At 42.1% G+C, this 22,205-nt stretch carries 20 protein-coding genes and 3 pseudogenes; 11 read left to right on the top strand and 12 right to left on the bottom strand.

The window, feature by feature from the left end:
• Positions 1-37 precede the first annotated feature (37 nt).
• From AAHK14_RS01310 to AAHK14_RS01300, 3 genes are all read right to left on the bottom strand, one after another.
• Positions 38-1,885 carry a sigma-54 dependent transcriptional regulator gene (locus AAHK14_RS01310; protein WP_194092718.1) on the bottom strand — a complete coding sequence of 616 codons (1,848 nt, stop codon included), beginning with the start codon at positions 1,883-1,885 and terminating at the stop codon, positions 38-40.
• A 144-nt stretch (positions 1,886-2,029) separates the two neighbouring features.
• Entirely contained in the window at positions 2,030-3,745 is a 1,716-nt protein-coding gene (locus AAHK14_RS01305; protein WP_194092719.1) for an ATP-binding protein, read from the bottom strand.
• On the bottom strand, positions 3,742-4,377 hold the full coding sequence (locus AAHK14_RS01300) for a response regulator (RefSeq protein WP_062499239.1): 636 nt from the start codon (positions 4,375-4,377) through the stop codon (positions 3,742-3,744). Before AAHK14_RS01300 ends, AAHK14_RS01305 begins: the two co-directional genes overlap by 4 nt.
• A 910-nt stretch (positions 4,378-5,287) precedes the next feature.
• Between AAHK14_RS01300 and AAHK14_RS01295 the strand changes: the two genes are divergently transcribed.
• The 5 genes from AAHK14_RS01295 (at position 5,288) to AAHK14_RS01275 (ending at position 10,210) form a co-directional block, all read left to right on the top strand.
• Entirely contained in the window at positions 5,288-6,370 is a 1,083-nt protein-coding gene (locus tag AAHK14_RS01295; protein ID WP_194092726.1) for a serine hydrolase, read from the top strand.
• 136 nt (positions 6,371-6,506) lie between these two features.
• Positions 6,507-7,151: a thiamine phosphate synthase gene (locus AAHK14_RS01290; protein WP_194092720.1), complete on the top strand. Its 645-nt coding sequence runs from the start codon at positions 6,507-6,509 to the stop codon at positions 7,149-7,151.
• A gap of 135 nt (positions 7,152-7,286) precedes the next feature.
• Positions 7,287-8,486 carry a phosphoglycerate kinase gene (locus tag AAHK14_RS01285; protein WP_194092721.1) on the top strand — a complete coding sequence of 400 codons (1,200 nt, stop codon included), beginning with the start codon at positions 7,287-7,289 and terminating at the stop codon, positions 8,484-8,486.
• A 202-nt stretch (positions 8,487-8,688) separates the two neighbouring features.
• Positions 8,689-9,075 carry a membrane lipoprotein lipid attachment site-containing protein gene (locus AAHK14_RS01280; RefSeq protein WP_194092722.1) on the top strand — a complete coding sequence of 129 codons (387 nt, stop codon included), beginning with the start codon at positions 8,689-8,691 and terminating at the stop codon, positions 9,073-9,075.
• Between the two features lie 655 nt (positions 9,076-9,730).
• Positions 9,731-10,210, top strand: a complete 480-nt coding sequence (locus tag AAHK14_RS01275) for a pilin (RefSeq protein WP_065256722.1) — start codon at positions 9,731-9,733, stop codon at positions 10,208-10,210.
• A 340-nt stretch (positions 10,211-10,550) separates the two neighbouring features.
• Here AAHK14_RS01275 and AAHK14_RS01270 read toward each other — a convergent pair whose 3' ends face one another.
• From AAHK14_RS01270 to AAHK14_RS01260, 3 genes are all read right to left on the bottom strand, one after another.
• Positions 10,551-11,336: a hypothetical protein gene (locus tag AAHK14_RS01270; protein ID WP_065256723.1), complete on the bottom strand. Its 786-nt coding sequence runs from the start codon at positions 11,334-11,336 to the stop codon at positions 10,551-10,553.
• Positions 11,337-11,520: 184 nt separating this feature from the next.
• Positions 11,521-11,943: a pilin gene (locus AAHK14_RS01265; protein ID WP_065274024.1), complete on the bottom strand. Its 423-nt coding sequence runs from the start codon at positions 11,941-11,943 to the stop codon at positions 11,521-11,523.
• A gap of 6 nt (positions 11,944-11,949) precedes the next feature.
• The gene (locus AAHK14_RS01260; RefSeq protein ID WP_346818214.1) at positions 11,950-12,837 is read right to left on the bottom strand and encodes an Rpn family recombination-promoting nuclease/putative transposase; all 888 of its coding nucleotides are present in this window, start codon (positions 12,835-12,837) and stop codon (positions 11,950-11,952) included.
• 89 nt (positions 12,838-12,926) lie between these two features.
• Here AAHK14_RS01260 and AAHK14_RS01255 point away from each other — a divergent pair, with 89 nt between their 5' ends.
• Positions 12,927-13,343, top strand: coding sequence for a pilin (locus AAHK14_RS01255; RefSeq protein WP_345952321.1), 417 nt, complete (start codon positions 12,927-12,929; stop codon positions 13,341-13,343).
• Between the two features lie 97 nt (positions 13,344-13,440).
• Here the strand turns inward: AAHK14_RS01255 and AAHK14_RS01250 are convergent.
• Positions 13,441-14,083, bottom strand: a pseudogene (locus AAHK14_RS01250) (IS1 family transposase); the annotation flags it as partial.
• A 203-nt stretch (positions 14,084-14,286) separates the two neighbouring features.
• On the opposite strand from AAHK14_RS01250, the pseudogene AAHK14_RS01245 reads away from it, so the two are divergent.
• Positions 14,287-14,838: pseudogene (locus tag AAHK14_RS01245) on the top strand (IS1595 family transposase).
• 26 nt (positions 14,839-14,864) lie between these two features.
• On the opposite strand, the gene AAHK14_RS01240 reads toward AAHK14_RS01245, so the two are convergent.
• Positions 14,865-15,293: a pilin gene (locus tag AAHK14_RS01240; RefSeq protein WP_346818243.1), complete on the bottom strand. Its 429-nt coding sequence runs from the start codon at positions 15,291-15,293 to the stop codon at positions 14,865-14,867.
• A 12-nt stretch (positions 15,294-15,305) separates the two neighbouring features.
• A complete protein-coding gene (locus tag AAHK14_RS01235; RefSeq protein ID WP_194092780.1) occupies positions 15,306-16,217 on the bottom strand; it encodes an Rpn family recombination-promoting nuclease/putative transposase in 912 nt (303 codons plus the stop codon).
• An 89-nt stretch (positions 16,218-16,306) separates the two neighbouring features.
• Between AAHK14_RS01235 and AAHK14_RS01230 the strand changes: the two genes are divergently transcribed.
• Complete coding sequence (locus AAHK14_RS01230; protein WP_346818242.1) at positions 16,307-16,756, top strand: pilin; 450 nt, start codon at positions 16,307-16,309, stop codon at positions 16,754-16,756.
• A gap of 71 nt (positions 16,757-16,827) precedes the next feature.
• Here the strand turns inward: AAHK14_RS01230 and AAHK14_RS01225 are convergent.
• Positions 16,828-17,307, bottom strand: a pseudogene (locus AAHK14_RS01225) (IS3 family transposase); the annotation flags it as partial.
• A gap of 50 nt (positions 17,308-17,357) precedes the next feature.
• Between AAHK14_RS01225 and AAHK14_RS01220 the strand changes: the two are divergent.
• Positions 17,358-17,894, top strand: a complete 537-nt coding sequence (locus tag AAHK14_RS01220; protein WP_065256690.1) for a helix-turn-helix domain-containing protein — start codon at positions 17,358-17,360, stop codon at positions 17,892-17,894.
• Entirely contained in the window at positions 17,867-18,817 is a 951-nt protein-coding gene (locus AAHK14_RS01215; protein ID WP_115246899.1) for an IS3 family transposase, read from the top strand. Before AAHK14_RS01220 ends, AAHK14_RS01215 begins: the two co-directional genes overlap by 28 nt.
• Before the next feature lie 252 nt (positions 18,818-19,069).
• Here the strand turns inward: AAHK14_RS01215 and AAHK14_RS01210 are convergent, their stop codons facing one another.
• Together AAHK14_RS01210 and piv are read right to left on the bottom strand one after the other, a co-directional pair.
• Positions 19,070-19,450 (bottom strand): pilin, encoded by a 381-nt coding sequence (locus tag AAHK14_RS01210; RefSeq protein WP_281133769.1) that lies wholly within the window; start codon positions 19,448-19,450, stop codon positions 19,070-19,072.
• Positions 19,451-19,500: 50 nt separating this feature from the next.
• Positions 19,501-20,469, bottom strand: coding sequence for an IS110 element transposase-like pilin switch DNA invertase Piv (gene piv, locus AAHK14_RS01205; RefSeq protein ID WP_065256812.1), 969 nt, complete (start codon positions 20,467-20,469; stop codon positions 19,501-19,503).
• Positions 20,470-20,630: 161 nt separating this feature from the next.
• Between piv and AAHK14_RS01200 the strand changes: the two genes are divergently transcribed.
• Positions 20,631-22,184 carry a sulfatase-like hydrolase/transferase gene (locus tag AAHK14_RS01200; protein WP_227713202.1) on the top strand — a complete coding sequence of 518 codons (1,554 nt, stop codon included), beginning with the start codon at positions 20,631-20,633 and terminating at the stop codon, positions 22,182-22,184.
• Positions 22,185-22,205 lie beyond the last annotated feature (21 nt).

Here is a 22,205-nt window from a genome sequence, read left to right as displayed (position 1 = left end):
GGCATACACTCCTTTTTTAATGCTGGATTTTCAGAGGTCATTCATCATCACCATCATCAATGTCCAGTTTTTTCATGCGATAACGTAGAGAACGAAAGGTCATGCCAAGCAGTTTGGCAGCTTGGGTTTTGTTACCCCCTGCCTGCTGTAAGGCGGTGCAGATGATTTGGCGTTCTTGATCAAGCAAATAAGCTTCTAGCCCTTGACTGGGTAGGTTGCTGTTTACCAAATCTTCATCTGACAAATCCAACTTATCAGAGGCTTGACTGTCATCATGTGTTTTAGATGGGTTGGAGTTTTGGGGTTTTGGGACAGATAAGGGTGTGCCATAGTTGGCAGAGGCGATGATGTTTAGACCTTGGGTGACGGACTTGGTTTCTTTGTTTTCTTTGATGATGGTATTGGCGGTATAGATCGGTCTCTGGTCATGGTAGGGCGATGCTTTGGTCATGGTAGGGCTGACTGTGTTCACTAAGGGTTTAGACGTGTAGGGCGTGATGGCGTCATCATCTTGTGTGTCAAAATCAGATGATGAGGTGTTATCATCTGATACATTTGCCATGTCATCAAGCATGAGATGATGGGCATCAATCTCATCGCCATCACTCATGGTAACGGCACGCTCTAAGATGTTTCTAAGCTCACGTACATTGCCTTTGAAGTTATGATATGTCAGCATGTCTATGGCATCATCGGTTAGGCTAAGATTGTCAAGCCCCCAATCTTTGGCAATCATCTCCAAAAAATGCTTGGCAAGCATGGGAATGTCATCACGGCGGTCATTTAGGGCAGGCAACTTGACCTCGATGACATTAATACGATAGAACAAATCTTGACGGAATGCCCCTTTTTGTACCAAATCCGCCAAATCTTTATGCGTGGCACAGACAATACGGATATCCACAGGCACCTCTTTGGTGTCACCGATGGCACGCACGGTTTTTTCTTGAATGGCACGAAGTAGCTTGACCTGCATGACAAGTGGCAAATCTGCCACTTCATCCAAAAACAGTGTGCCACCATCTGCCTGCTGAAACAGCCCAATTTTATCCGACGTTGCCCCTGTAAAACTGCCCTTTTTATGACCAAAAAATTCACTCTCCATCAATTCAGATGGTATCGCACCACAGTTGACGGGGACAAAGTTGCCATTACGGCGACCGCTTAGGTCATGGATGAGTCGTGAAACCACTTCTTTGCCCGTACCCGAACCTCCCCATAAAAATACTGGTGCCTGTGAGCGGGCTAATTTTTTGATGGTAGAACGCAGCTGTTTCATGGGGCGAGATTCACCAATGAGCCGACCGCCAAAAATATCATCATCGCTGACAGCGGTGGTTTTTTTGGTGGTGTTTTTTATGGTTCTTTGACGCCCATCTTGGTTGATTTGAGTATTATTTTCTGTGGGTGCAAGCAAATTGCCTGTCAATGGGTTAGATGGTATGATGGTGTTGGTATCTTGTTTTGGGTTGTTGTTTTCTTGTGCTGTGATGCTTTTGGTGTCTTGAATGATGGATTCATTAGCCTTTAAGGCAGATTTGGCAAGTTGGCGTAAGCGTGGTAAGTCCAGTGGTTTATTGACAAAGTCAAATGCACCAATTTTCATCGCTTCAATGGCAACATTTACATCGCCATGGGCGGTGATGACTGCTACGGGTGTTGTGGTGGTTTTGGTGATAAGCTCCACAATTTCCATACCAGAACCATCGGGTAGGGCAAGGTCGGTGAGACAAAAATCATAGTGATTGTCTGCCAAAAAACCTTTGGCACTTGCCACATCATAAGCAACGTGCGTATCTATGCCCATCTTGTTTAGGGTGATTTGCATCAGGCGACATAGGTCAGCTTCATCATCAATAACTAGGGCGAGCGGCTTATCTTGCATGAATGTTTCCAATAACTTAGATGTGGATTATTATATAGGATTTTTACACAAAACCCAATATTTAGCAAATTCTTGGCAAAATTATCAGCAAAAATGTGAATGTTTGGATGAATATTTATGCACCCAATGCCCCAAAACCATACGCTAAGCAACAGGCGTATTAGAGACAATCAGACGAAAACAGCTTTTATCATTCTCTCTAAAATAGCGGATTTTGGCGTTATTGGCCTCGCTAAATGATTGTGACAGATAAAGTCCCAGTCCTGTGCCTTTTTTACTGGTGGTAAAAAAGGGATTAAAAAGATTGGTCAAATCCTTCTCACTCACGCCTTCGCCATGGTCTAGCACGTCAATAAATGCCCCTGTTTTGGTTTTGGTTAGGCGTATCTCCACATCATTATCATGGAATTGATGAATGGTGTGGTACAAGGCATTATTGACGAGATTTGTCATGACTTGTTCTAGCTGATTGGCATCAAAATAGAACAAGATGGGCTTGGCGGTGTCGCCTGTTACGATGATGAATTCGTGTGGATACTGCTCCGCCAAAAACTGCCGTACCCAATTTGGGGCGTCTAGGGGCGACTGGTTGGGCATCTCTTGGCGAGACAGGCTTAGCACATCTGAGATGATAGAATTGACCCGCTTGGTCTGTTGGTAAATCATCTCATAAAACTCAGCATTGACATCATCATCACGCACATCTTCCATGAGTAGCTGACTGGCTTGGCTGATGGCGGCGAGGGGGTTTCTGATTTCATGGGCGATGCTGGCAGAGAGCTGACCTAAGCTTGCAAGTTTTAGCTGTTGGGCGTGACTTTGTTCACGGCTTAGATCTTCGATGATGAGAATTTGACCATGTTCAAGCAGGGGTCTGGAACTGATGCGTAACTTATCGCTAAGGTGTGTTTGATTGATATGAGCATGATTATGGATTTTGGGCGGTAGGTCGTAGATAAGTTCAGATGACTGGTTGGGAGCCAGTGAGCGATACCAGCCGATGATTTTGGGGTGTTGTTTGATGATGATGCGAGACAGCTCGATGATTTTGGCGGGGCTGTCGCAGGCGTTATCATCAATGGGCAGGTGCAAAAGACGTTGAGCGGCATTATTTATCATGACGATATTGCATTTGGGGTCTAACACCAGCACGCCATTGACCATGTTTTTGACGACGGCTTGATTGATGGTGTGAAGTTTTTCTACTTCATCAGCATGGTCAAGAAGCGACTGTTCGGCTTTGGCAAGTCGCTGAGAGATGGACCAACTTAAAAATCCTACCGCCACCAAACTCACCGACAACAGCAGACTGTCATTGATGGTCAGTAGGTTTTTTTCAATCGCTGCTGTCTTAAAGAAAAAAACAAAAAACTGCTGATAGATGAGTGCTGAGATGGTCATGAGTGTGATGACAGTCGCTCGGGATAAAGACAGCAACATATAGCTTGCAGCGACGACGACCATGTATAGCAGGGTTATTTGAAAATCATTGATTTTACCGTAGAGTGCAAATAAGGTCAAAAAAACAACATCTATCACAAAGCCTGCCAACAGTTGTAGCCTTAATCGTTTTTTTACCCCAAAAAAAGCACATAATAGCACCAACGCCACAATAACATAAATGCCAAATAGCATCTGTTCTACAAAGTCAGGTTGTGTGGGCAGACCCACGCCATCACGGCTTAACAAAAAATTTGCCATCAGTAAAAAATTGGCGATGACAAAGCGGTAAGCGGCGTAGGTAAGCCCAACTTGACGCACACGCATCGTGGAGATGAGAGCTTCTTCATGGACGTTGGCGGACAAAAACCACAGTCTTCGTACCCATGTTTTGGTTTGTCTGATGGGAGATGGACTCATGTATTGACCAGTCCGTGACGTATGGCAAGGTGAGTGAGCTTGACATCAGAGTCCACGCCCAATTTTTCAAAAATGCGATAACGGTAAGTGTTTACGGTTTTGACACTCACAAATAAGCTGTCGGCAATCTGACTGGCACTTTGGCAGTTTGCCACCATCATGGCGACCTGCTTTTCACGCTCGGACAAGCCATCAAAGGGGTTGGTTTTTTTGTCAAGCATATTTTGGGCAAGCACATCAGCAATCTCATGACTAAAATACTTCCCCCCTGCTTTGACCTTTTTGATGGCGACTATCATCTCGCCAATGGGCGTGCCTTTGGTAATGTAGCCATCCACCCCTGCCTTTAAAAGCATGGATGGATAAGGCTCAGCGACCAAGCTAGACACCACCACCACCTTGATGCATTCATCCAGCTGTTTGATACGTCGAGTTGCTTCCACGCCACCGATGTTGGGCATATTAACATCAAGGAGCACCACATCAGGAGCGAGCTTACGAGTCATTGCCACTGCCGTCTCGCCACAGCCTGCTTCGCCCACAACTTCAATCTCGGGGTCGTCCCCAAGCATACGACTGATGCCTGTGCGGACAAGTTCGTGGTCATCCACGATGAGTACTTTTATTGTCATTTTGCCCACCTTATCTTAAATAAAACTTAACTACTTTGATCTTAACTTAAAGTTACAACTTATTGATTTTTCAATGATTATTTTTCGGGTTATGGGGTGCACCCGACCAGCTTGATATTTACCATGCCCTACACCCAAACATCATTATATTTGTGGTAATGTTAAAATTTATTGTGTGTAAATTACAATTCGCCCTTGATAAATCGGACAAATCAGACAAATCAACCGCTGATATAAAGTTGAGATTGGAGTGGAATCTGTCTAAATCACATCAGGATTGTTTGTCTTATGTACAATTAAACACTCAAATCCAAAAAATCATCCAAAAAATCATCCAAAATGGCTCAAAAATTGCAACGGTTTCATTGATTTGGGTTAAGATTGATGTTTGGTTATTGTCTGTACGGTTTAACAATTTTAACAATTAAACCTTCATCTAGCAATTTGTTTAGCAACTTTTTTAACAAAAAATTGCCATGAATGTTGCCCAAGCCAGATGATTTTTTGCAAAAATGTTGCAAAATACTTGCCTGATTATTACGCCAATAAGGATGGTGTGGCAGGGCAAAGGCGGGGGCAAAAATGTGTTAAATTTGCTTACAAATTTACCCAAAAACTTTGATTTTTAACATAAAAAAGTGGTCTTGTTATGTTAGAATAAAAACGATGAGACGGTCTAAATGTATTTGTCCGTTTCGCAAAAGCCAGTGTTGCCGATGTCATTGATGTGACGGTTTGTTGATGTCAATGCAAGTGGCTTAGGCATTTTCTTGTAAACAAGGTTGTCGCCCAAGAAAATCAATCCTGCAACCCCATCAATGAGCCGAGAGTGGAACTTATGAAGCAAGTTAATTTTAAAAAAGTCAGCCCCAAGCACCTAACCTGCGTGCTAAGCCTGTCTGCCATCTCCATGATGACAGTGTCTGCCCATGCCTTTTTGGTTGATAACAGTCAGCAAAAGACCATCTATATCGGCAAGGGCGATGCCCAAAATATGCAAGCGGTAAAAGTCCAAGAGATTCCATCAGTCCCACCTGCAACGACCACTGTCCAGCAAACTCGTACATATGGCAACACCAATACAACCCCCACCAACACCTACAACCAAGGCTACACCAACACTCAGGTCACCAGAACGCCCATGCCTGCTGGTACGACCGTCTCTCAGCCATTCCCCATACAGTCGTATGGGCAGTCTTCAACTTATGGCAGTGGCTATGCTGAGCAGTTGCCAGTCAGCACTCGCTCTGCTGCTGCCATCGTGGTGGATTTACAGACTGGTCAGCCCATCTACCAAAAAAATGCCGATGCCGTACGTTCTATTGCATCAGTAACCAAGGTCATGACAGCGATGGTGCTGATGGATGCAGGGCTTGACATGCGTGAAGAGATTGTCATTGAACCGTCAGATTTTATCGCTGCCAAAAAGGCAAGTTCCAACCTACGTTCAGGCGACCGCATGAGTCGTAGCGAGTTCATGCTTTTGATGCTCATGAAGTCAGAAAACCCCGCCGCCAAAGCTCTCGCCCGTACTTACCCTGGTGGCTATGACAACTTTATTTGGGCGATGAACCAAAAAGCCAAAAGCTTAGGCATGAACAGCACCAGTTATTCAGACTCATCAGGTCTAGACCCACGCAACCGCTCATCAGCGAACGACCTAGTGAAGATGATGCGTGCGGTGAACTCTGACCCACGTTATCAGACCGTACGTAACTTCTCAACTGCCCCAAACTATGACTTTTATGTCAATAACTATAACTCGGGTGCACGCACTTACAAAGCCCAAAACACCAGCCGTCTCATCCGTGCAGGCGGGCATCCGATTGGTGTGTCAAAGACAGGTTTTATCCGTGAGGCGGGCTATTGCTATGTGATGGAGACACATGTCAATAACCGTCCTGCTGTTGTCGTGCTACTCGGTGCCAGTGCTTCTAACAGCCGTTGGGACGATGCCGAGGACATCCTAACTCAGTTGGCTTATCGTTATTGATTGCCCTATTGATGGTAAACAAAAAAGACCCGACCATTGGGTCTTTTTTGTTTGTTATCTTGACAAAATGACTATAATATAGTGTCGATACCAATATGGTACCGATACCAACCAATCCCACTCCCAAGGATGACCCATGACCGCCCCCAAGCTCTATCTACTGACCAACGACGATGACATTCACACCCTAAGTGATAAGTTAGAACGCATCTTTGATACAGGCGTGGTGTCCCTACTACAAATCCGCCGTCAGCAGACCGCCCATGTTTTTGATTTGATTACACTCTATCAAGAGACGGAGATTCTCATTAGTTTGGCGGATAAATATGACATTCCCACGGTCATCAATGAAAACTTGGAATTGGCGGTGCATTTTAATACAGGGCTACACTTGACCAGTTCGGGCAATGTTCGCATGGTGCGTGAACTGCTTGGCGATGATGTGTATGTTGGTCAAAGTTGTCATGGCGACGTGGCACTGTTTAGAGAAGCCAAAAAACAAGGGGCGAGCTACGGGGCGATGGGGGCGATGTTTGGTTCTATGGCAAGACCGCTTGCCAAAACAGTCAGTGCCGAGACGTTGATGCGTGCCAATGGCGTGGGTCTGCCCCTGTGTCTGATTGGCGGGATAAGTCTAAATAGCATGGACGAGCTTCGTCAAAAGGTCGGTGAGATACCCATTGATTATGTCGCTGTGACCACGGACATCCTGCACCACAGCCCCGAGATGGTCACAGCCAAATGCCAAGCATGGCGTCGCTACCTAGAAACATGGAATTGATGGTTTTTAAAAAATGACATCATTATAAAAAATACCATCATTTTCTGTCATGATAACATTGAGAAAATCCAAAAAATTATGCTAAAATAGCGTTACTTTATGTCACCATTTATATCATGACCAAAAGGAAGACCCATGAGCATTACTTATCTCTCTGACTTAGACGTATCGGGCAAGACCGTCCTTATCCGTGAAGATTTAAACGTACCCATCAAAGATGGTATCATCACGAGCGATGTCCGCCTGCAAGCCTCCCTACCCACCATTAAAGCCTGCCTTGATAAAGGGGCGGGCGTGATTGTCTGTTCACACTTAGGCAGACCCACTGAAGGCGAGAGCGAGAGCAAATATTCATTGGCTCCGATTGCTGACTATTTGGCGGACAAACTGGGCGTGAATGTGGCGTTCTCCACCGATTATTTGGATAATGGCGTGTCGGTGCAGGCAGGCGAGGTGGTATTACTTGAAAACGTCCGCTTTAATGTCGGCGAGAAGAAAAACAGCCCCGAGCTGTCCAAGCAATACGCCGACTTATGCGACATCTTTGTCATGGACGCCTTTGGCACCGCTCACCGAGCCCAAGCGTCCACCGAAGGGGTGATTCGTGCGTGTATCGCAGACGGTAAGCTTGTGTGTGCAGGTAACTTACTCTCTGCCGAGCTTGATGCTCTATCCAAAGCCCTAGACAACCCTGCCAAGCCCGTCTTATCTATCGTGGGTGGCTCAAAGGTGTCCACCAAACTTGACGTGCTAAACAGCCTAGCTAAGCTATGCGATAGTATCCTAGTCGGTGGTGGTATCGCCAACACCTTTTTGGTGGCGAGTGGCAAAAATGTCGGTGCCTCCCTATATGAAGCCGACCTTGTGGATACCGCTCGTGACATCATGGCCAAAACAAACATCCTACTACCCACTCATGTCGTGGTCGCGGACAAAGGCGAGATTGATTTTGATGACTTTTTGGGTTCGCTGACTCATGCGACTGCCACCGTCAAATCGGTGGATGAGATTGGCGAGCATGACATGATACTAGACATCGCTCCAGAGTCAGCGAGCAAGCTGGGCGAGCACATCAAATCCGCCAAGACCATCCTATTTAATGGGCCTGTGGGCGTGTTTGAAGTGGATGCATTCGGTCAAGGTACTGCCATCATCTGTCAAGCGGTGGCAGACAGCGATGGGTTTAGTATCGCAGGCGGTGGCGATACCTTAGCCGCCATTGATAAATATGGTGTGGCAGATGGCGTGGATTATCTGTCCACAGGGGGTGGGGCGTTCTTGGAGTTTGTCGAAGGCAAGCCTTTGCCCGCCATCACTGCACTGGATACACCTTGATAGGCGTCTGATTGTTAATAAAAATGATAAAATGCAACAAAAACCTTTGTTAATTTTTGTTGCATTTTTTATGTTTGCCCTTGCCAAATACCACCATTCTGCTAAACTATGTTGGAGTTTAAGGCATCTTTAAATTTTGGTGTTTTTATCACTTTTAAAGATGTACTGCCATACTAATACATACTTCCTTTGGAGTGCTTTTATGAAAAAATTAATCCTAACCACGCTTGTCGCTGCCCTTGCTCTGACTGCATGTAGCAAAGAGACCACCGACAAAGCTGCTGAGACGGCTCAGTCTGCTGCCACCGACACCGCCAATAACGCCAAAGCCGCTGCTGACACTGTGGCCGCCGAGGCCGAAGCTGCCGCCAACGCGACCGCTGAAGGCGTCTCTGATGTCGCTCATGACGTGGCAAATAATGGCGTAGAAAATGCCAAAAATACCGCCGAAGCTGCCGCAGGCGTGGTCTCTGATGCCGCCACCGCCACCGCTGATGCTGTGACAGGAGCTGCCAGCACCGCCACCGATACAGTAACAGACAACACTGCCACTGCCGAACAGCAAGCCCCCGAAGACCAAAAGTACTAATCTGCTCTATATCCACAAAAGCCCCGAACGTGTTCGGGGCTTTTTGATAAGCATGATAGATGTGCCAATCTGAGCTTAAAATGGTAATTTATTGATTGATAATAATCGCACCACATCACATCGTCTCCACCGGTCTCCCTTGTCAACACTGACAAAAATCGTCACATACAACACATTAATACCATGTCAGTGTCTATTTGTGCCAAAAATCAGCCAAGGTGACAAATTTTGGCAACAATTTTTGACAGGTAAAAATTTTGTCCATGCCAAAAATTGACATCTCTGCTAAAATGTCAGTCCAACCTGCCAAAAAATGTCAGAAAATCCAAAACTGACAAAAATTGTCACCCAAAATTACCTGACAGACATCAAATTTTTAAAAATTTTTAAAAATTTTTTTGGCAAAAGAGAAAAAAATTTGTACATATTTTAATCAATTTTAAAAAATAGCAAAAAATCTGACTATTTTTTAGACAAAATTTCTAAAATTTTCTCAATTTTGCCTATTTTTTCCAAAAACAGCCCAAATCCGCCAAAAAGTTGGCACAGACAATGCAACAGTATGAGTATAAGGTTAGCAAATATGTTTAAAGTTGCTAATCAGTTAACCTAAATAAACTGGGCAATATCGCCCCTATGAACGAAGGAGTTCATTATGAACGCTCAAAAAGGTTTCACCCTTATCGAATTGATGATTGTAATCGCCATTATTGGTATCCTAGCTGCCATCGCACTACCTGCTTACCAAGACTACATCTCTAAGTCTCAAACGACTCGTGTGGTAGGCGAGCTGGCTGCTGGTAAAACTGCTGTGGATGCTGCTTTGTTTGAGGGTAAAACTCCTGTACTAAGTGAAGCATCTAGCACTTCAAAAGAAAATATTGGTCTAACGACTTCTGAAAATAGTGCTACCCCACGTTCTAACCTAATGGAATCTGTTAACCTAGAAGGTTTTGCTAATAATGGTGAAGGTTCTATTTCTGCAACTTTGGGTGGTAATGCTAACAAAGACATCGCTAAAACTGTTATCTCTCAAAAGCGTACCACTGATGGCGTATGGACTTGTGAAGTAGACGGTAATACTGCTCCTAAGTACAAACCTAAGTTCACTCCTGCTGGCTGCACTACTAAGTAATATCTAGCTTGGGTTTAGATAATAAACACCACTCCTTTATGGGGTGGTGTTTTAGTTTTACGTAAATACATCATCAGCAACCACTATTAACACCTCTTAAAAGAGCGATTAACATCAAATATAAGAAAAACCGCCACTCAAAGAACCGTTGGCGTACCAGCTCAGGTTGCATATTCAAGTCTAACCACACTCAATTCATATCAAAATCATACAAAAACCGTTCGCTCTAAGCCTGCCTGCGGGTGAAGCGGTTCTCCGTTATGGGCGGGCAGCTTACCACGAACGGAAAACCTTTGTTGTGCTTTGAATAGAATTTACCATACAAATTGTCAAATATTGCTTATTCTTGGTGATATGTTTGTGCTGATAGTTGGTTTTTATAGGGTAGGTAAGGAGATGGTGTGATGTGTATGGTGTAATGATTTAAAGTTTTGCGATCAAAAAAGATAAAATGACTGTTATGCTTGATGTTCTCACCCAAGATAAACCCTTCATCACCGTTTGCCACCAAGATATAATAAGGGCGATTCTCTACTTCAATAATATCATAACCCGTAAAAAAGGCTGAACGCAAATACCCTATCGAAAACGCAGAAACGACCACATACACAAAAATAAAAGCCATAAAAATCTGATAATATTTTTCGTTACTCATCAACTCCCTAAGACGAATAGAAAAAGAGATTGCTCGTCCGAACTTATGGCAAACTAAAGAAATGGCTAAAATAGAAAGTACACTTCCCATCAGACGGTATGACGACAAAATACCAACATAAAAATACAGTAGCAACATGATGGGTGTTGATACGATCGCCAATAAAATAAAAATTTTGACAAACCCCAAATGAGATGCACCCCAAGAGACATGTAGTAGCTCAAAAAATCTCTTAATAAACTTAAACGCCTGATATCCGATCAAATAGCCGATAACAAGAACCATGGATACCACACAGACATAAGCCAAACTTCTGGCAATCATGCTACCGCCTTGCACCACATGCCACCATGGGTAGCCATGATATGCTGTTTGACCCCAACCATAAGCGTAAGCTGTCGCCCAACTTAATACAGCCAAATACGCCATTGATACCGACGAGGCGACAAATTTATTAAAATTATTTAGCATGACTTAAGTATCTTTTAAAACAAGAATAAAAAGAAATGGATAATAATTGTGATTGATTATTTTAGATAAAAAATAGACAAGTATTTTCTTATTTTTGTATATTTATTGTAAATATTATATCTTCATGTTAAAAAACACCACCCCATAAGGAGTGGTGTTTGGTAGCCCAAAGTTGGATTTGTTATTAGTTACTTGTACAACCAGTTGGGATGAACTTAGATTTCCAACCTGGAGCGTCAGAACCGTTAATGGTGCAGGTCCATACACCTTGTGCATCACGAGATTGAGTAATGACAGCACCAGCGATGTCTTTATTGGCACGGTTACCCAAAGTAGCTTCTAGAGTGCCAGCACCAGTTGCAAATGCGGCACCACCGATATTAACAGCAGACATCAAGTTAGAACGAGCGGTACCGCCAGTAGTGGTAAGGCCGATGTCTTCTTCAGTGTCGTTAGCAACATTACCTAGTTTGGGAGTTTTACCCTCAAACAAAGCAGCATCCACAGCAGTTTTACCAGCAGCTAGCTCGCCTACTACACGAGTAGTTTGAGACTTAGAGATGTAGTCTTGGTAAGCAGGTAGAGCGATTGCAGCTAGGATACCAATATTTGTTTATAATTGATTGATGATCTCTTCATTTAGCCCTGTTGCTTGGATGATGACATCTGTGGACAGCCCTAGGGTTTTTAAGTTTTTGGCGGTGCTTAGCGTGGCTTTTTCTATGCCTTTTTCTATGCCTTTTTCTATGCCTTGTTTCAACCCCACATCTCGCCCCTCCTGCCAGGACACTTTGGCCAAATAAGCATCTGCTGCTGTATTGTCTCGGTAAGTTTTTAGGCTGTGTTCATATCTTGCCCATTCTTCTCGGTTCATGTTTGCAATTTTGGCTTGTTCAAAGGCTTGTTGAAATAAAGTGTCATCTTTAAAAACATTGGGTATCATTTGTAAGTCCTTGAGGTTTTTTAGGTAAAATAACCATTTATCCAGATGGGTTGTCAGTTCATTTTGGGTTTTGTTAAAACTTGGCATCTCAAGATAGATGAATGTTAATTTATCATAAAACACCTGATTGTGCTGATTCTTTAGTTGTATGGTGTGTATCACATCAGAAGAGATGATGTCTAAATAAAAGTCCAAAATGCTGATGCAATATACAGCACTTAGCTGATATCCCCAGTCTTTGCCTTTTTTGGCTTGTTCGGTAATGGGGAAGGTGGCATAGTATAAGGTACGATCTTTAAAGAATTCTTGTTTGATGCGTTGCAATTCCACAATAAACTGCTCGCCTGTGGTGCTGTGGCAATAAATATCATAGATTGCTTTGCGGTCATTTTGTGTTAAACCCAATTGTTCGGTATTTTTAAATGCCAGCTCAGCAATCTGATGATGGGGTGGTAAAATGCTGTTTAAAAAATCCATCAAAAAAGGTTTGCTTGCTTCACTGCCAAATAATCTTTTAAAGCCAAAGTCTGTGTAGGGGTTGATGTATACTGCACTCATCGTATCTTACCATAAGCCAAAAAAAAGGAGGGGTGAGATGTCATTATAGCTGATAATGAATGGGATTGCTATACATGGGATGATAAAGTATTGGTATCCTAGCTGCAATCGCTCTACCTGCTTACCAAGACTATATCTCTAAGTCTCAAACTACTCGTGTGGTAGGCGAGCTAGCTGCTGGTAAAACTGCTGTGGATGCTGCACTGTTTGAGGGTAAAACGCCAGTATTAGGTGGTACTCCAACTGTTTCACAAGAAGATATAGGTTTAACTACTACTGGTGGGGCTGCACGTTCTAATTTGTTATCAAAGGTTGCAATTGGTGGTGGTAATTTTGCTACTGGTGCTGGCACAATCGAAGGTACCTTGGGTAATCGTGCAAACAAAGATATTCATGGTACAGTAATCATTCAAAACCGCAATGTAGATGGTACTTGGAACTGTAAAATAACTGGTGCTGGTACTGGTTGGAAAGAAAAATTTATCCCAACTGGCTGTACTAAATAAAATCATCTCCTAGTTAACAACTTTTGTTTTAATAAAAAACACCACTCAAAAAGGTGGTGTTTGTTGAGATATTCAAAAATATGGCATTGTTCAAAAACTATACATAACTCAACCTACCATTCCACTTAGCAAACAGCAGGTACAGAGAATTCTCTATCATCTTTGAGCATTTAGAATAACACTTAGTTCTACGCTTAAACCTTGCTAGATAATGGCGTATTCTGCTGTTATAGCTTCAATAGTAAAGGTTTGTTTCTTGCTTTGTAGATGTTTATGCTTTGGAATAACTTCTTGATAAGATTTCCAGTAGTCAGAACAAAACAGGTTGATGTTGCCTATTTTTAGCTTGTTATACAGTCTTTTAAAAGTTTTGGTATCCCTTTTACCACAAACAAAGCCTAAGACTTGCTTGGTATCTCTACTGATAGCAATCCAAGTCCAGACTTTGTTTTTTTTAACTTAGCATAACTGTGAATTTCATCAAGTTCTACAATGTCAGTTGATTCATTGTTTTGGTTTAAACTGTCATTGTAGTTGTCTTGATGTTTAATACCAAGCTCTTTTATCCAATAATATACAGTGCTATGTCCTATACCAAGTACACGACCAATGGCACGAAAGCCCAAGCCTTCAAGATACATATCAATGGCAAGTTTTCTGATGCTTTCATCTTTTTTAGTGCTTTTGTGAAGCACGGTAAAATGATGCTTGCAACCTTTACATCTGTATCTTTGCTTGCCATAGGCAAATCCTGCCTTAACAACATGATTGGATTGACATTTTGGGCAATGGTCTAAGGCTAACATAGTTTGGTTGGTCTTTGGTTGTTGTGGTATAATGGATATTATAGCTTAGGTATAGGTTTTGAACAATACTCTAAATTTTATTACTATAGATAATTATTGGGGCTGAACTAGATTAGCAACTATGCTATACTAGTTTTATGAAGATAACTCGTTGTAAACTAAGCAAAAAAGTACAAATTAAATTGCTTGAATTTTTCGTAGCACAAGTTACTGCTAGAACAGCCAGTGATTTACTTGGTATTCACGCTAACACAGCTATATTATTTTACCACAAAATCAGACTTGTGATAGAATACAATCTCAATCTTGCAGCTCAAACCTTATTTGATGGAGAGATAGAGCTTGATGAGAGTTACTTTGGTGGCGTCCGTAAGCCTATCATAGCCAGTAAAATCAAGCCTTAAGCGCAAGTTTATACAGACAGCTACCGAAGTTATAATGCCCTTGATGTAAGTGATTTTAAGCATTTTAGGGTTAATCACTCAACAGAGTTTATAGATAAACAAAATCGCTTAAATCACATTAATGGCATTGAAAACTTCTGGTCGCAAGCCAAGAGAATGCTGAGAAAATACAACGGCATTGATAAGAAAAACTTTCATCTTTTTATTAAAGAATGTGAGTTTCGTTTTAACTATGGTACACCATCTAATCAGCTTAGAGTATTGAGAAGATGGTGTGAAATTTGAACTTAATCTAGTTCAGCCCCTAATTATTATTTGCAACCTGTTGGTACGAATTTTGGTTTCCAGCCTTGAGCAGCTTTACCATCAATTGTACAAGTCCATACGCCGTGTGCATCACGATTTTGTGCGATGGTCGTACCAACAATGTCTTTATTTGCACGATTGCCTAAAGTAGCGGTGATACTACCTGCTGAACTAGTTGATGAGAAACCATTCAATACAACATCTGACATCAAATTAGAACGTGGGGTACCTTTACCACCACCAGTGCCAGCAGCAGTCAAACCAATGTCTTCTTTAGAAGTTGCAGTGTTTCCTGGTTCTAGAACTGGTTCTTTACCCTCAAACAGTGCAGCATCCACAGCAGTTTTACCAGCAGCTAGCTCGCCTACCACACGAGTAGTTTGAGACTTAGAGATATAGTCTTGGTAAGCAGGTAGAGCGATTGCAGCTAGGATACCAATATTTGTTTATAATTGATTGATGATCTCTTCATTTAGTCCTGTTGCTTGGATGATGACATCCATGGACAGCCCTAGGGTTTTTAAGTTTTTGGCGGTGCTTAGCGTGGCTTGTTCCATGCCTTTTTCCATGCCTTTTTCCATTCCCTGTTTCATTCCCTGTTTCATTCCCTGTTTCAACCCCACATCTCGCCCCTCTTGCCAGGACACTTTGGCCAAATAAGCATCTGCTGCTGTATTGTCTCGGTAAGTTTTTAGGCTGTGTTCATATCTTGCCCATTCTTCTCGGTTCATGTTTGCAATTTTGGCTTGTTCAAAGGCTTGTTGAAATAAAGTGTCATTTTTAAAAACATTGGGTATCATTTGTAAGTCCTTGAGGTTTTTTAGGTAAAATAACCATTTATCCAGATGGGTTGTCAGTTCATTTTGGGTTTTGTTAAAACTTGGCATCTCAAGATAGATGAATGTTAATTTATCATAAAACACCTGATTGTGCTGATTTTTTAGCTGTATGGTGTGTATCACATCAGAAGAGATGATGTCTAAATAAAAGTCCAAAATGCTGATGCAATATACAGCACTTAGCTGATATCCCCAGTCTTTGCCTTTTTTGGCTTGTTCGGTAATGGGGAAGGTGGCATAGTATAAGGTACGATCTTTAAAGAATTCTTGTTTGATGCGTTGCAATTCCACAATAAACTGCTCGCCTGTGGTGCTGTGGCAATAAATATCATAGATTGCTTTGCGGTCATTTTGTGTTAAACCCAATTGTTCGGTATTTTTAAATGCCAGCTCAGCAATCTGATGATGGGGTGGTAAAATGCTGTTTAAAAAATCCATCAAAAAAGGTTTGCTTGCTTCACTGCCAAATAATCTTTTAAAGCCAAAGTCTGTGTAGGGGTTGATGTATACTGCACTCATCGTATCTTACCATAAGCCAAAAAAAAGGAGGGGTGAGATGTCATTATAGCTGATAATGAATGGGATTGCTATACATGGGATGATAAAGTATTGGTATCCTAGCTGCAATCGCACTACCTGCTTACCAAGACTACATCTCTAAGTCTCAAACGACTCGTGTGGTAGGCGAGCTAGCTGCTGGTAAAACTGCAATTGACGCCGCCCTATTTGAAGGTAAAGAGCCAATATTGAAGGGTGATTCTACCACTACCAAAGAAAACATTGGTCTAACTACTGGTCCTAATTCTGACAACGCCCGTTCAAACCTATTGGCTTCAGGTGCAGGTGGCTTGACATTGAATGTTAATGCGAACACTGTTACCCTAACTGGTACCCTAGGTCGTAACGCTAACAACGACATCAAAGGTGCAACTGTCGCTCAAACTCGTGACGCAAATGGTAACTGGTCTTGTACAGTTGCTGCAGGTAGTGCCCCAGGTTGGAAGGATAAATTTGCACCAGCTGGTTGTACAGTAGGTGCTGCTACTTCTAGTCCATAATTTAGTTATTCATTTAAACAAAAAACCACCCAATTGAACCGACCCCCAAATCTTAGACATAAGATTAAAGGTTAGGTTGTTGCAAGTGGTTGTATTAACCCTAATTGGACTAAGTTTCTGTACTTAACAGGACTTAGTCCTTTTAATTTGCTCTTTATTCTATCATGATTGTAGTAGTGTATGTACTCATCAATCACTTGTTTAAGTTCATCTGTTGATGTAAATGTGGTTGTCTCATAAAATATCTCTTGTTTTAGCGTACCAAAGAAGCTCTCTATCACAGCATTATCCAAACAATTGCCTTTTCTTGACATGCTTTGGGTTAAGCCTTGTTCTTTTAGGGTTTGTTGATACTGGTGCATTTGATAGTGCCAGCCTTGGTCTGAATGAATGATGAGCTTGTTATTTTCATTGTTCTTACTGTTCTTATCATACCTATCTGCACCACCTAACTTTAATAAAGCATCATTTAACATCTCTTTGACCAATGCGTATGTTGGTCTATCCTTTGTCGCATAACTGACAATCTCACCATTAAATAAGTCCATGATGGTGAACCGCACCCCAAAAGTTAGACACACTAACCTTTGGGGTGCTTTTTATGGCAAAATACACAACCGACTTTAAACTGTCTGTGATTGGGTATTATCTTAATCATCATGGCTACAAACAAACCGCCAAACACTTTAATCTAAACCACACAACCGTAGAGCTATGGGTTAAACTCTATCAAGCACATGGCATTGATGGCATAAAAAGACGACACACAAAGGCTGTCTATGACACAGATTTTAAGCTTAATGCCGTTCAAGCCATACAACAGGGCAAATCGCTTACACAACTTGCCATAGAGCTTAATCTGCCACAACCTTCTTTACTGTCAACTTGGTTAAAGTCCTACCAAGCCTTTGGTATAATGGGACTAATACCCAAACCCAAAGGCAAAAAAGCAATGTCAAACAAACACAACGCTAATAAAACCAAATCAACTTGGAAAACCAAACAAGACCACGAAAAAAGTGTGGATGATTTGCTTGATGAACTTGCCTATCTTAGAGCAGAGAATGACTATCTAAAAAAGCTAGATGCCTTAATTCGTCAAAAGGAACAATCAGTACAAACAAAGAACAAGTCCTGATCATCCAAGAATTAAGGCATAAGCACAAACTTGCTGACTTATTGGCAGTGTCAAACTTGCCAAGAAGTGTGTTTTATTACCACATTCGTCAAAGTACAAAGCCTGACAAAGACCTTGACTTAAAAGAACACATTAACCACATCTACCACCAACACAAGGGCAGGTATGGTTATCGTAGAATCACATCAGAGCTTAACAATCAGCTTGCCCAAAAAGGCATGGTCATTAATCATAAACGAGTGCAACGACTGATGGCTAAACTTGGACTCAAAGCATTGGTTCGTCGTCAACGTAAGTTTAATACTTACAAAGGCACAATGGGCAAAGATACCATTCAGGACAATATACTCAAAAGAGACTTTAAAGCAGACAAACCCAATCAAAAGTGGGCAACAGACATCACAGAGTTTAAAGTACAAGACAAGGCAAATGATGGCAGTGTCATTCAAAGAAAACTCTACCTATCGCCCATCATCGACTTGTTTAATGGTGAGATTGTCAGTTATACGATGAAGGACAGACCAACGTATGAGTTGGTCAAAGAGATGTTAAATGATGCCCTATCCAAGCTAAGCCAAGAAAAGATGGATGACAAACCCATCATTCATTCAGACCAAGGCTGGCACTATCAAATGCACCAGTATCAACAAACCCTAAAAGAACAAGGCTTAACCCAAAGCATGTCAAGAAAAGGCAATTGTTTGGATAATGCTGTGATAGAGAGCTTCTTTGGTACGCTAAAACAAGAGATATTTTATGAGACAACCACATTTACATCAACAGATGAACTTAAACAAGTGATTGATGAGTACATACACTACTACAATCATGATAGAATAAAGAGCAAATTAAAAGGACTAAGTCCTGTTAAGTACAGAAACTTAGTCCAATTAGGGTTAATACAACCACTTGCAACAACCTAACCTTTAATCTTATGTCTAAGATTTGGGGGTCGGTTCATGGGCGAACGGTTTTTGTATGATTTTGATATGAATTGAGTGTGGTTAGACTTGAATGTGTAACCTAGCTGGTACGCCAACGGTTCTTTGAGTGGCGGTTTTTCTTATATTTGATGTTAATCGCTCTTTTAAGAGGTGTTAATAGTGGGTGCTGATGATGTATTTACGTAAAACACCACCCCATAAAGGAGTGGTGTTTTGCAATCTAAGATTAGATTATTTCTTTGTACAACCAGTTGGGTTGAACTTCTCTTTGTATTTAGCTGCTGCAGAACCATCGATTTTGCAAGTCCATACACCGTCAGTAGTACGTTCTTGTGTAATAACAGTTTTGGCGATGTCTTTATTAGCTTTGTTACCCAGGGTAGCAGAAATAGTACCTGCACCATCGTTAGCAAAACCAGTTAGTTCAACAGAAGCCATTAGATTGGAACGTGGGTTTGTGCTATTTTCTGAGCTAGTCAGGCCAATATTTTCTTTTGAGGTGCTAGATGCTTCATTTAGTACAGGAGTTTTACCTTCAAATAGAGCAGCGTCTACAGCAGTTTTACCGGCAGCTAGCTCACCAGAAACACGGGTAGTTTGAGACTTTGAGATATAGTCTTGGTAAGCAGGTAGTGCGATAGCAGCTAGGATACCAATAAATGTTATTCATGAATGCGTTTGTCAAAAGGGCGATTTTGGCGAATAACGGCATAGCTGATGGTGAGTAATTTGCGCATGATGGCGATAATAATTTGTTTTTTGGTTTTGCCTTTTTGTTCCATGCGTTTGACGAACTTTTGAAAAGCGGGATATCGACCAAAGCTGACTATGACAGCGGGCATAAAAAGGGCTGAACGTAGTTCTTTTTGTCCACTAAATCCAATGGAAGACTGCTTGTGAATACTAATGCCTGATTGATGATGACGAGGGGCAAGCCCAGCATAGCTTGCTAGATGTTTGGCACTTTGAAATAATGAACCATCTCCAATGGCAACCAGTAGATGTGGCAGTGTCTTTTTGCCAATTCCAGGTATTGTGGCAAGTAGGCTGGCACGGTGATTTAGCTCGGGCGTGCAATTGATGAGTTGCCAAATTTGATGATCGAGCTGTGTGATGCTGTCGCTCCAATGACGAATGTTGTCATCAGTATACGATTTCACATAAATAGACAGAGCTTCCTGTCGAGTGCGTTCTTTGATGAGTTGCCGTTTGTGGTGTTCACGTTGTTTTAGAAGGGCAGTCAGTTTTATTTCGTTGTCTGATTTAGGCTGCCATAAAGGTGGATTTTCTTTTGCACCATAGCGTGCCAAGAGAATGGCATCCTGCTTATCTGTCTTGGTGCGTATGCCTAGGCTTTTGGCGTATGCATGAATATATAAGGGGTTGACAATACTTACCTTATGATGATGAGAGATTGCCCAATGAGCTAATTTTTCCCAATAAGCCCCCGTTGCCTCAATAATCAAATGTAAGGTAGATGTGTTATAATGATGTGCTTGAATCCACAATGTTAGCTCTATAAAACCCTGTTGGTTATTTGTGAATGTACAGTTTTGCCAAGTGTTATGGGTAATAAAGCAGGCATCAAATGTGTTTTTGGCGATATCAATCCCAATGTAAGTTTTAGACATGGTAGTATAAAGCACCAAACTAGTTTGGTAAAGGAGTTATCTCAACCTAGCTTGCGGGTTTTGCTCCCAGGATACCAAGCGAGTTTTCCCCAATATTATTGCACAATGCATGAATTATAGAGGATTTGATCTATAAATGCAAATTTAACGGTAATTGTTCTATGACCATAAAAAAGAATTCTGCTAAAAAATATCCCGATTGGCTCACTCATGACTATCAGCTAAGGCTTGACTGGTATGGTCTGGGGTTGGCACTTATTTTTGTACTGCTCCCTAATGTGCTGTTTTTGCTTGGGGCGTATTTGACAGGCATTGCTCGTCCGCTTATCAATGTGGACTATCTGCCAGTCTGTGTGCTATGGGCATTACCCTATCGTGTGGCAAAGTGGTTGGGGGTGTTTGCCTTTATTATTGTGGCTCTCATTGATGCGATGATGATGGCGATGCAACTGTTTCCTTTTTTGGATATGGCTGCTGCCATCTCGCTTGCCCCATTTTTGGTCAATGCCCCTGCTCGCTATATGCTACTGGCAGGGCTTGTGATGGTCTGTATGGTAATCATACCTGTCGCCATGATTTATTTATCAAAAAAATGGTTTGTCAAAAAATCATCGTTTGTGCTGGTGCTGTTTTGGGCGGTTATCGGTGGATTGGCATACCATAAATTTAATGAGTATAGATACGCCACTCATGCTCAGGCGGAGCGGTTTGCCCAATCAGACTTTTTTTATATTCACAGCCAGTATAAGCGATATCAGTGGATGGTAGGTAGTGAGTTTGCGGAGCATTTTGGTAAAATACCAGAGATGATGCCAACTGACATCGCCTACATCTCCCATCATCTTGGGGTAGATAAACAAGGTGTTACCATTCCTATTAGCCGTCCTATTGTAACTGCCGAAAACAGCGATAAGGTAACAGGCGATAAGGGTGTGGATATCGGTGATGTACCACGCAACTTGCCAAACAAGATGCTGTTTGTCGTGGCGGAGTCATGGGGTGTGGCACGAGACAGCGAGGCTCAAAAAGACATATTGGCAGGACTGTACGACCGTAGCGAGCATTTTGAGTTTGTGGATACGGGGTATTTTGGGTTTTCGGGGGCGACCGTAGAGGGAGAGCTCAGAGAGCTGTGTCAGCTTGATGTGGAGGGTGGCTATGGGTTTAGGAAGTTGGATGATACGCCCTTTGAGGGTTGCCTACCCCAACGCCTATCTGCACAAGGTTATCAGACAGTGGGTATGCACGCAGGGTTTAGTGGTATCTATGAGCGTGATATTTTATACCGTCATATGGGTTTTAAGAAGTTGGTTTTTTCCGAGCAGTACAATGACCGTAAGCATTGTTCGCCTTTTAATGGTATCTGTGATAGTGAGTTGTTTGATGTGGTAGAGCAGGAATTTGCTACCAATGATAAGCTATTTTATTATTGGCTAACACTAACCAGTCATTCGCCGTTTGCCGAAAAAGACATGGTAAATCCTAGATTTGATTGTGATAAATATGGCATCCCTAAGGGGGATATTTGTAACAATTTTCGTCTAAACGCTCAGTATTTTGATGGGCTTGGGGAGTTACTGGCCAAGCCGAGTATGAAAGGCGTGGAGGTGATTGTGGTGGGCGATCATATGCCACCGATTATCAGTAGACAACCTATTCACCCCTATATCCAATGGCAAGATGTATCATGGGTACATCTCAAAGTCAAAGAATGATGAACCAAAAAATCCCCAGAT

This window comes from Moraxella sp. K1664, assembly GCF_039693965.1.
Taxonomy (GTDB): Bacteria; Pseudomonadota; Gammaproteobacteria; order Pseudomonadales; family Moraxellaceae; genus Moraxella.
The sequence above is the reverse complement of the archived record's forward strand: the minus strand, read 5'-3'. Positions and strand labels throughout refer to the sequence as shown.

Coding starts and splice junctions, on each gene's coding strand:
- AAHK14_RS01235 (WP_194092780.1), bottom strand. CDS start 16,217: ATGAGTGCAGTATACATCAACCCCTACACAGACTTTGGCTTTAAAAGA.
- AAHK14_RS01200 (WP_227713202.1), top strand. CDS start 20,631: ATGACCATAAAAAAGAATTCTGCTAAAAAATATCCCGATTGGCTCACT.
- piv (WP_065256812.1), bottom strand. CDS start 20,469: ATGTCTAAAACTTACATTGGGATTGATATCGCCAAAAACACATTTGAT.
- AAHK14_RS01310 (WP_194092718.1), bottom strand. CDS start 1,885: ATGCAAGATAAGCCGCTCGCCCTAGTTATTGATGATGAAGCTGACCTA.
- AAHK14_RS01285 (WP_194092721.1), top strand. CDS start 7,287: ATGAGCATTACTTATCTCTCTGACTTAGACGTATCGGGCAAGACCGTC.
- AAHK14_RS01220 (WP_065256690.1), top strand. CDS start 17,358: ATGGCAAAATACACAACCGACTTTAAACTGTCTGTGATTGGGTATTAT.
- AAHK14_RS01280 (WP_194092722.1), top strand. CDS start 8,689: ATGAAAAAATTAATCCTAACCACGCTTGTCGCTGCCCTTGCTCTGACT.
- AAHK14_RS01270 (WP_065256723.1), bottom strand. CDS start 11,336: ATGCTAAATAATTTTAATAAATTTGTCGCCTCGTCGGTATCAATGGCG.
- AAHK14_RS01295 (WP_194092726.1), top strand. CDS start 5,288: ATGATGACAGTGTCTGCCCATGCCTTTTTGGTTGATAACAGTCAGCAA.
- AAHK14_RS01305 (WP_194092719.1), bottom strand. CDS start 3,745: ATGAGTCCATCTCCCATCAGACAAACCAAAACATGGGTACGAAGACTG.
- AAHK14_RS01260 (WP_346818214.1), bottom strand. CDS start 12,837: ATGAGTGCAGTATACATCAACCCCTACACAGACTTTGGCTTTAAAAGA.
- AAHK14_RS01275 (WP_065256722.1), top strand. CDS start 9,731: ATGAACGCTCAAAAAGGTTTCACCCTTATCGAATTGATGATTGTAATC.
- AAHK14_RS01300 (WP_062499239.1), bottom strand. CDS start 4,377: ATGACAATAAAAGTACTCATCGTGGATGACCACGAACTTGTCCGCACA.
- AAHK14_RS01290 (WP_194092720.1), top strand. CDS start 6,507: ATGACCGCCCCCAAGCTCTATCTACTGACCAACGACGATGACATTCAC.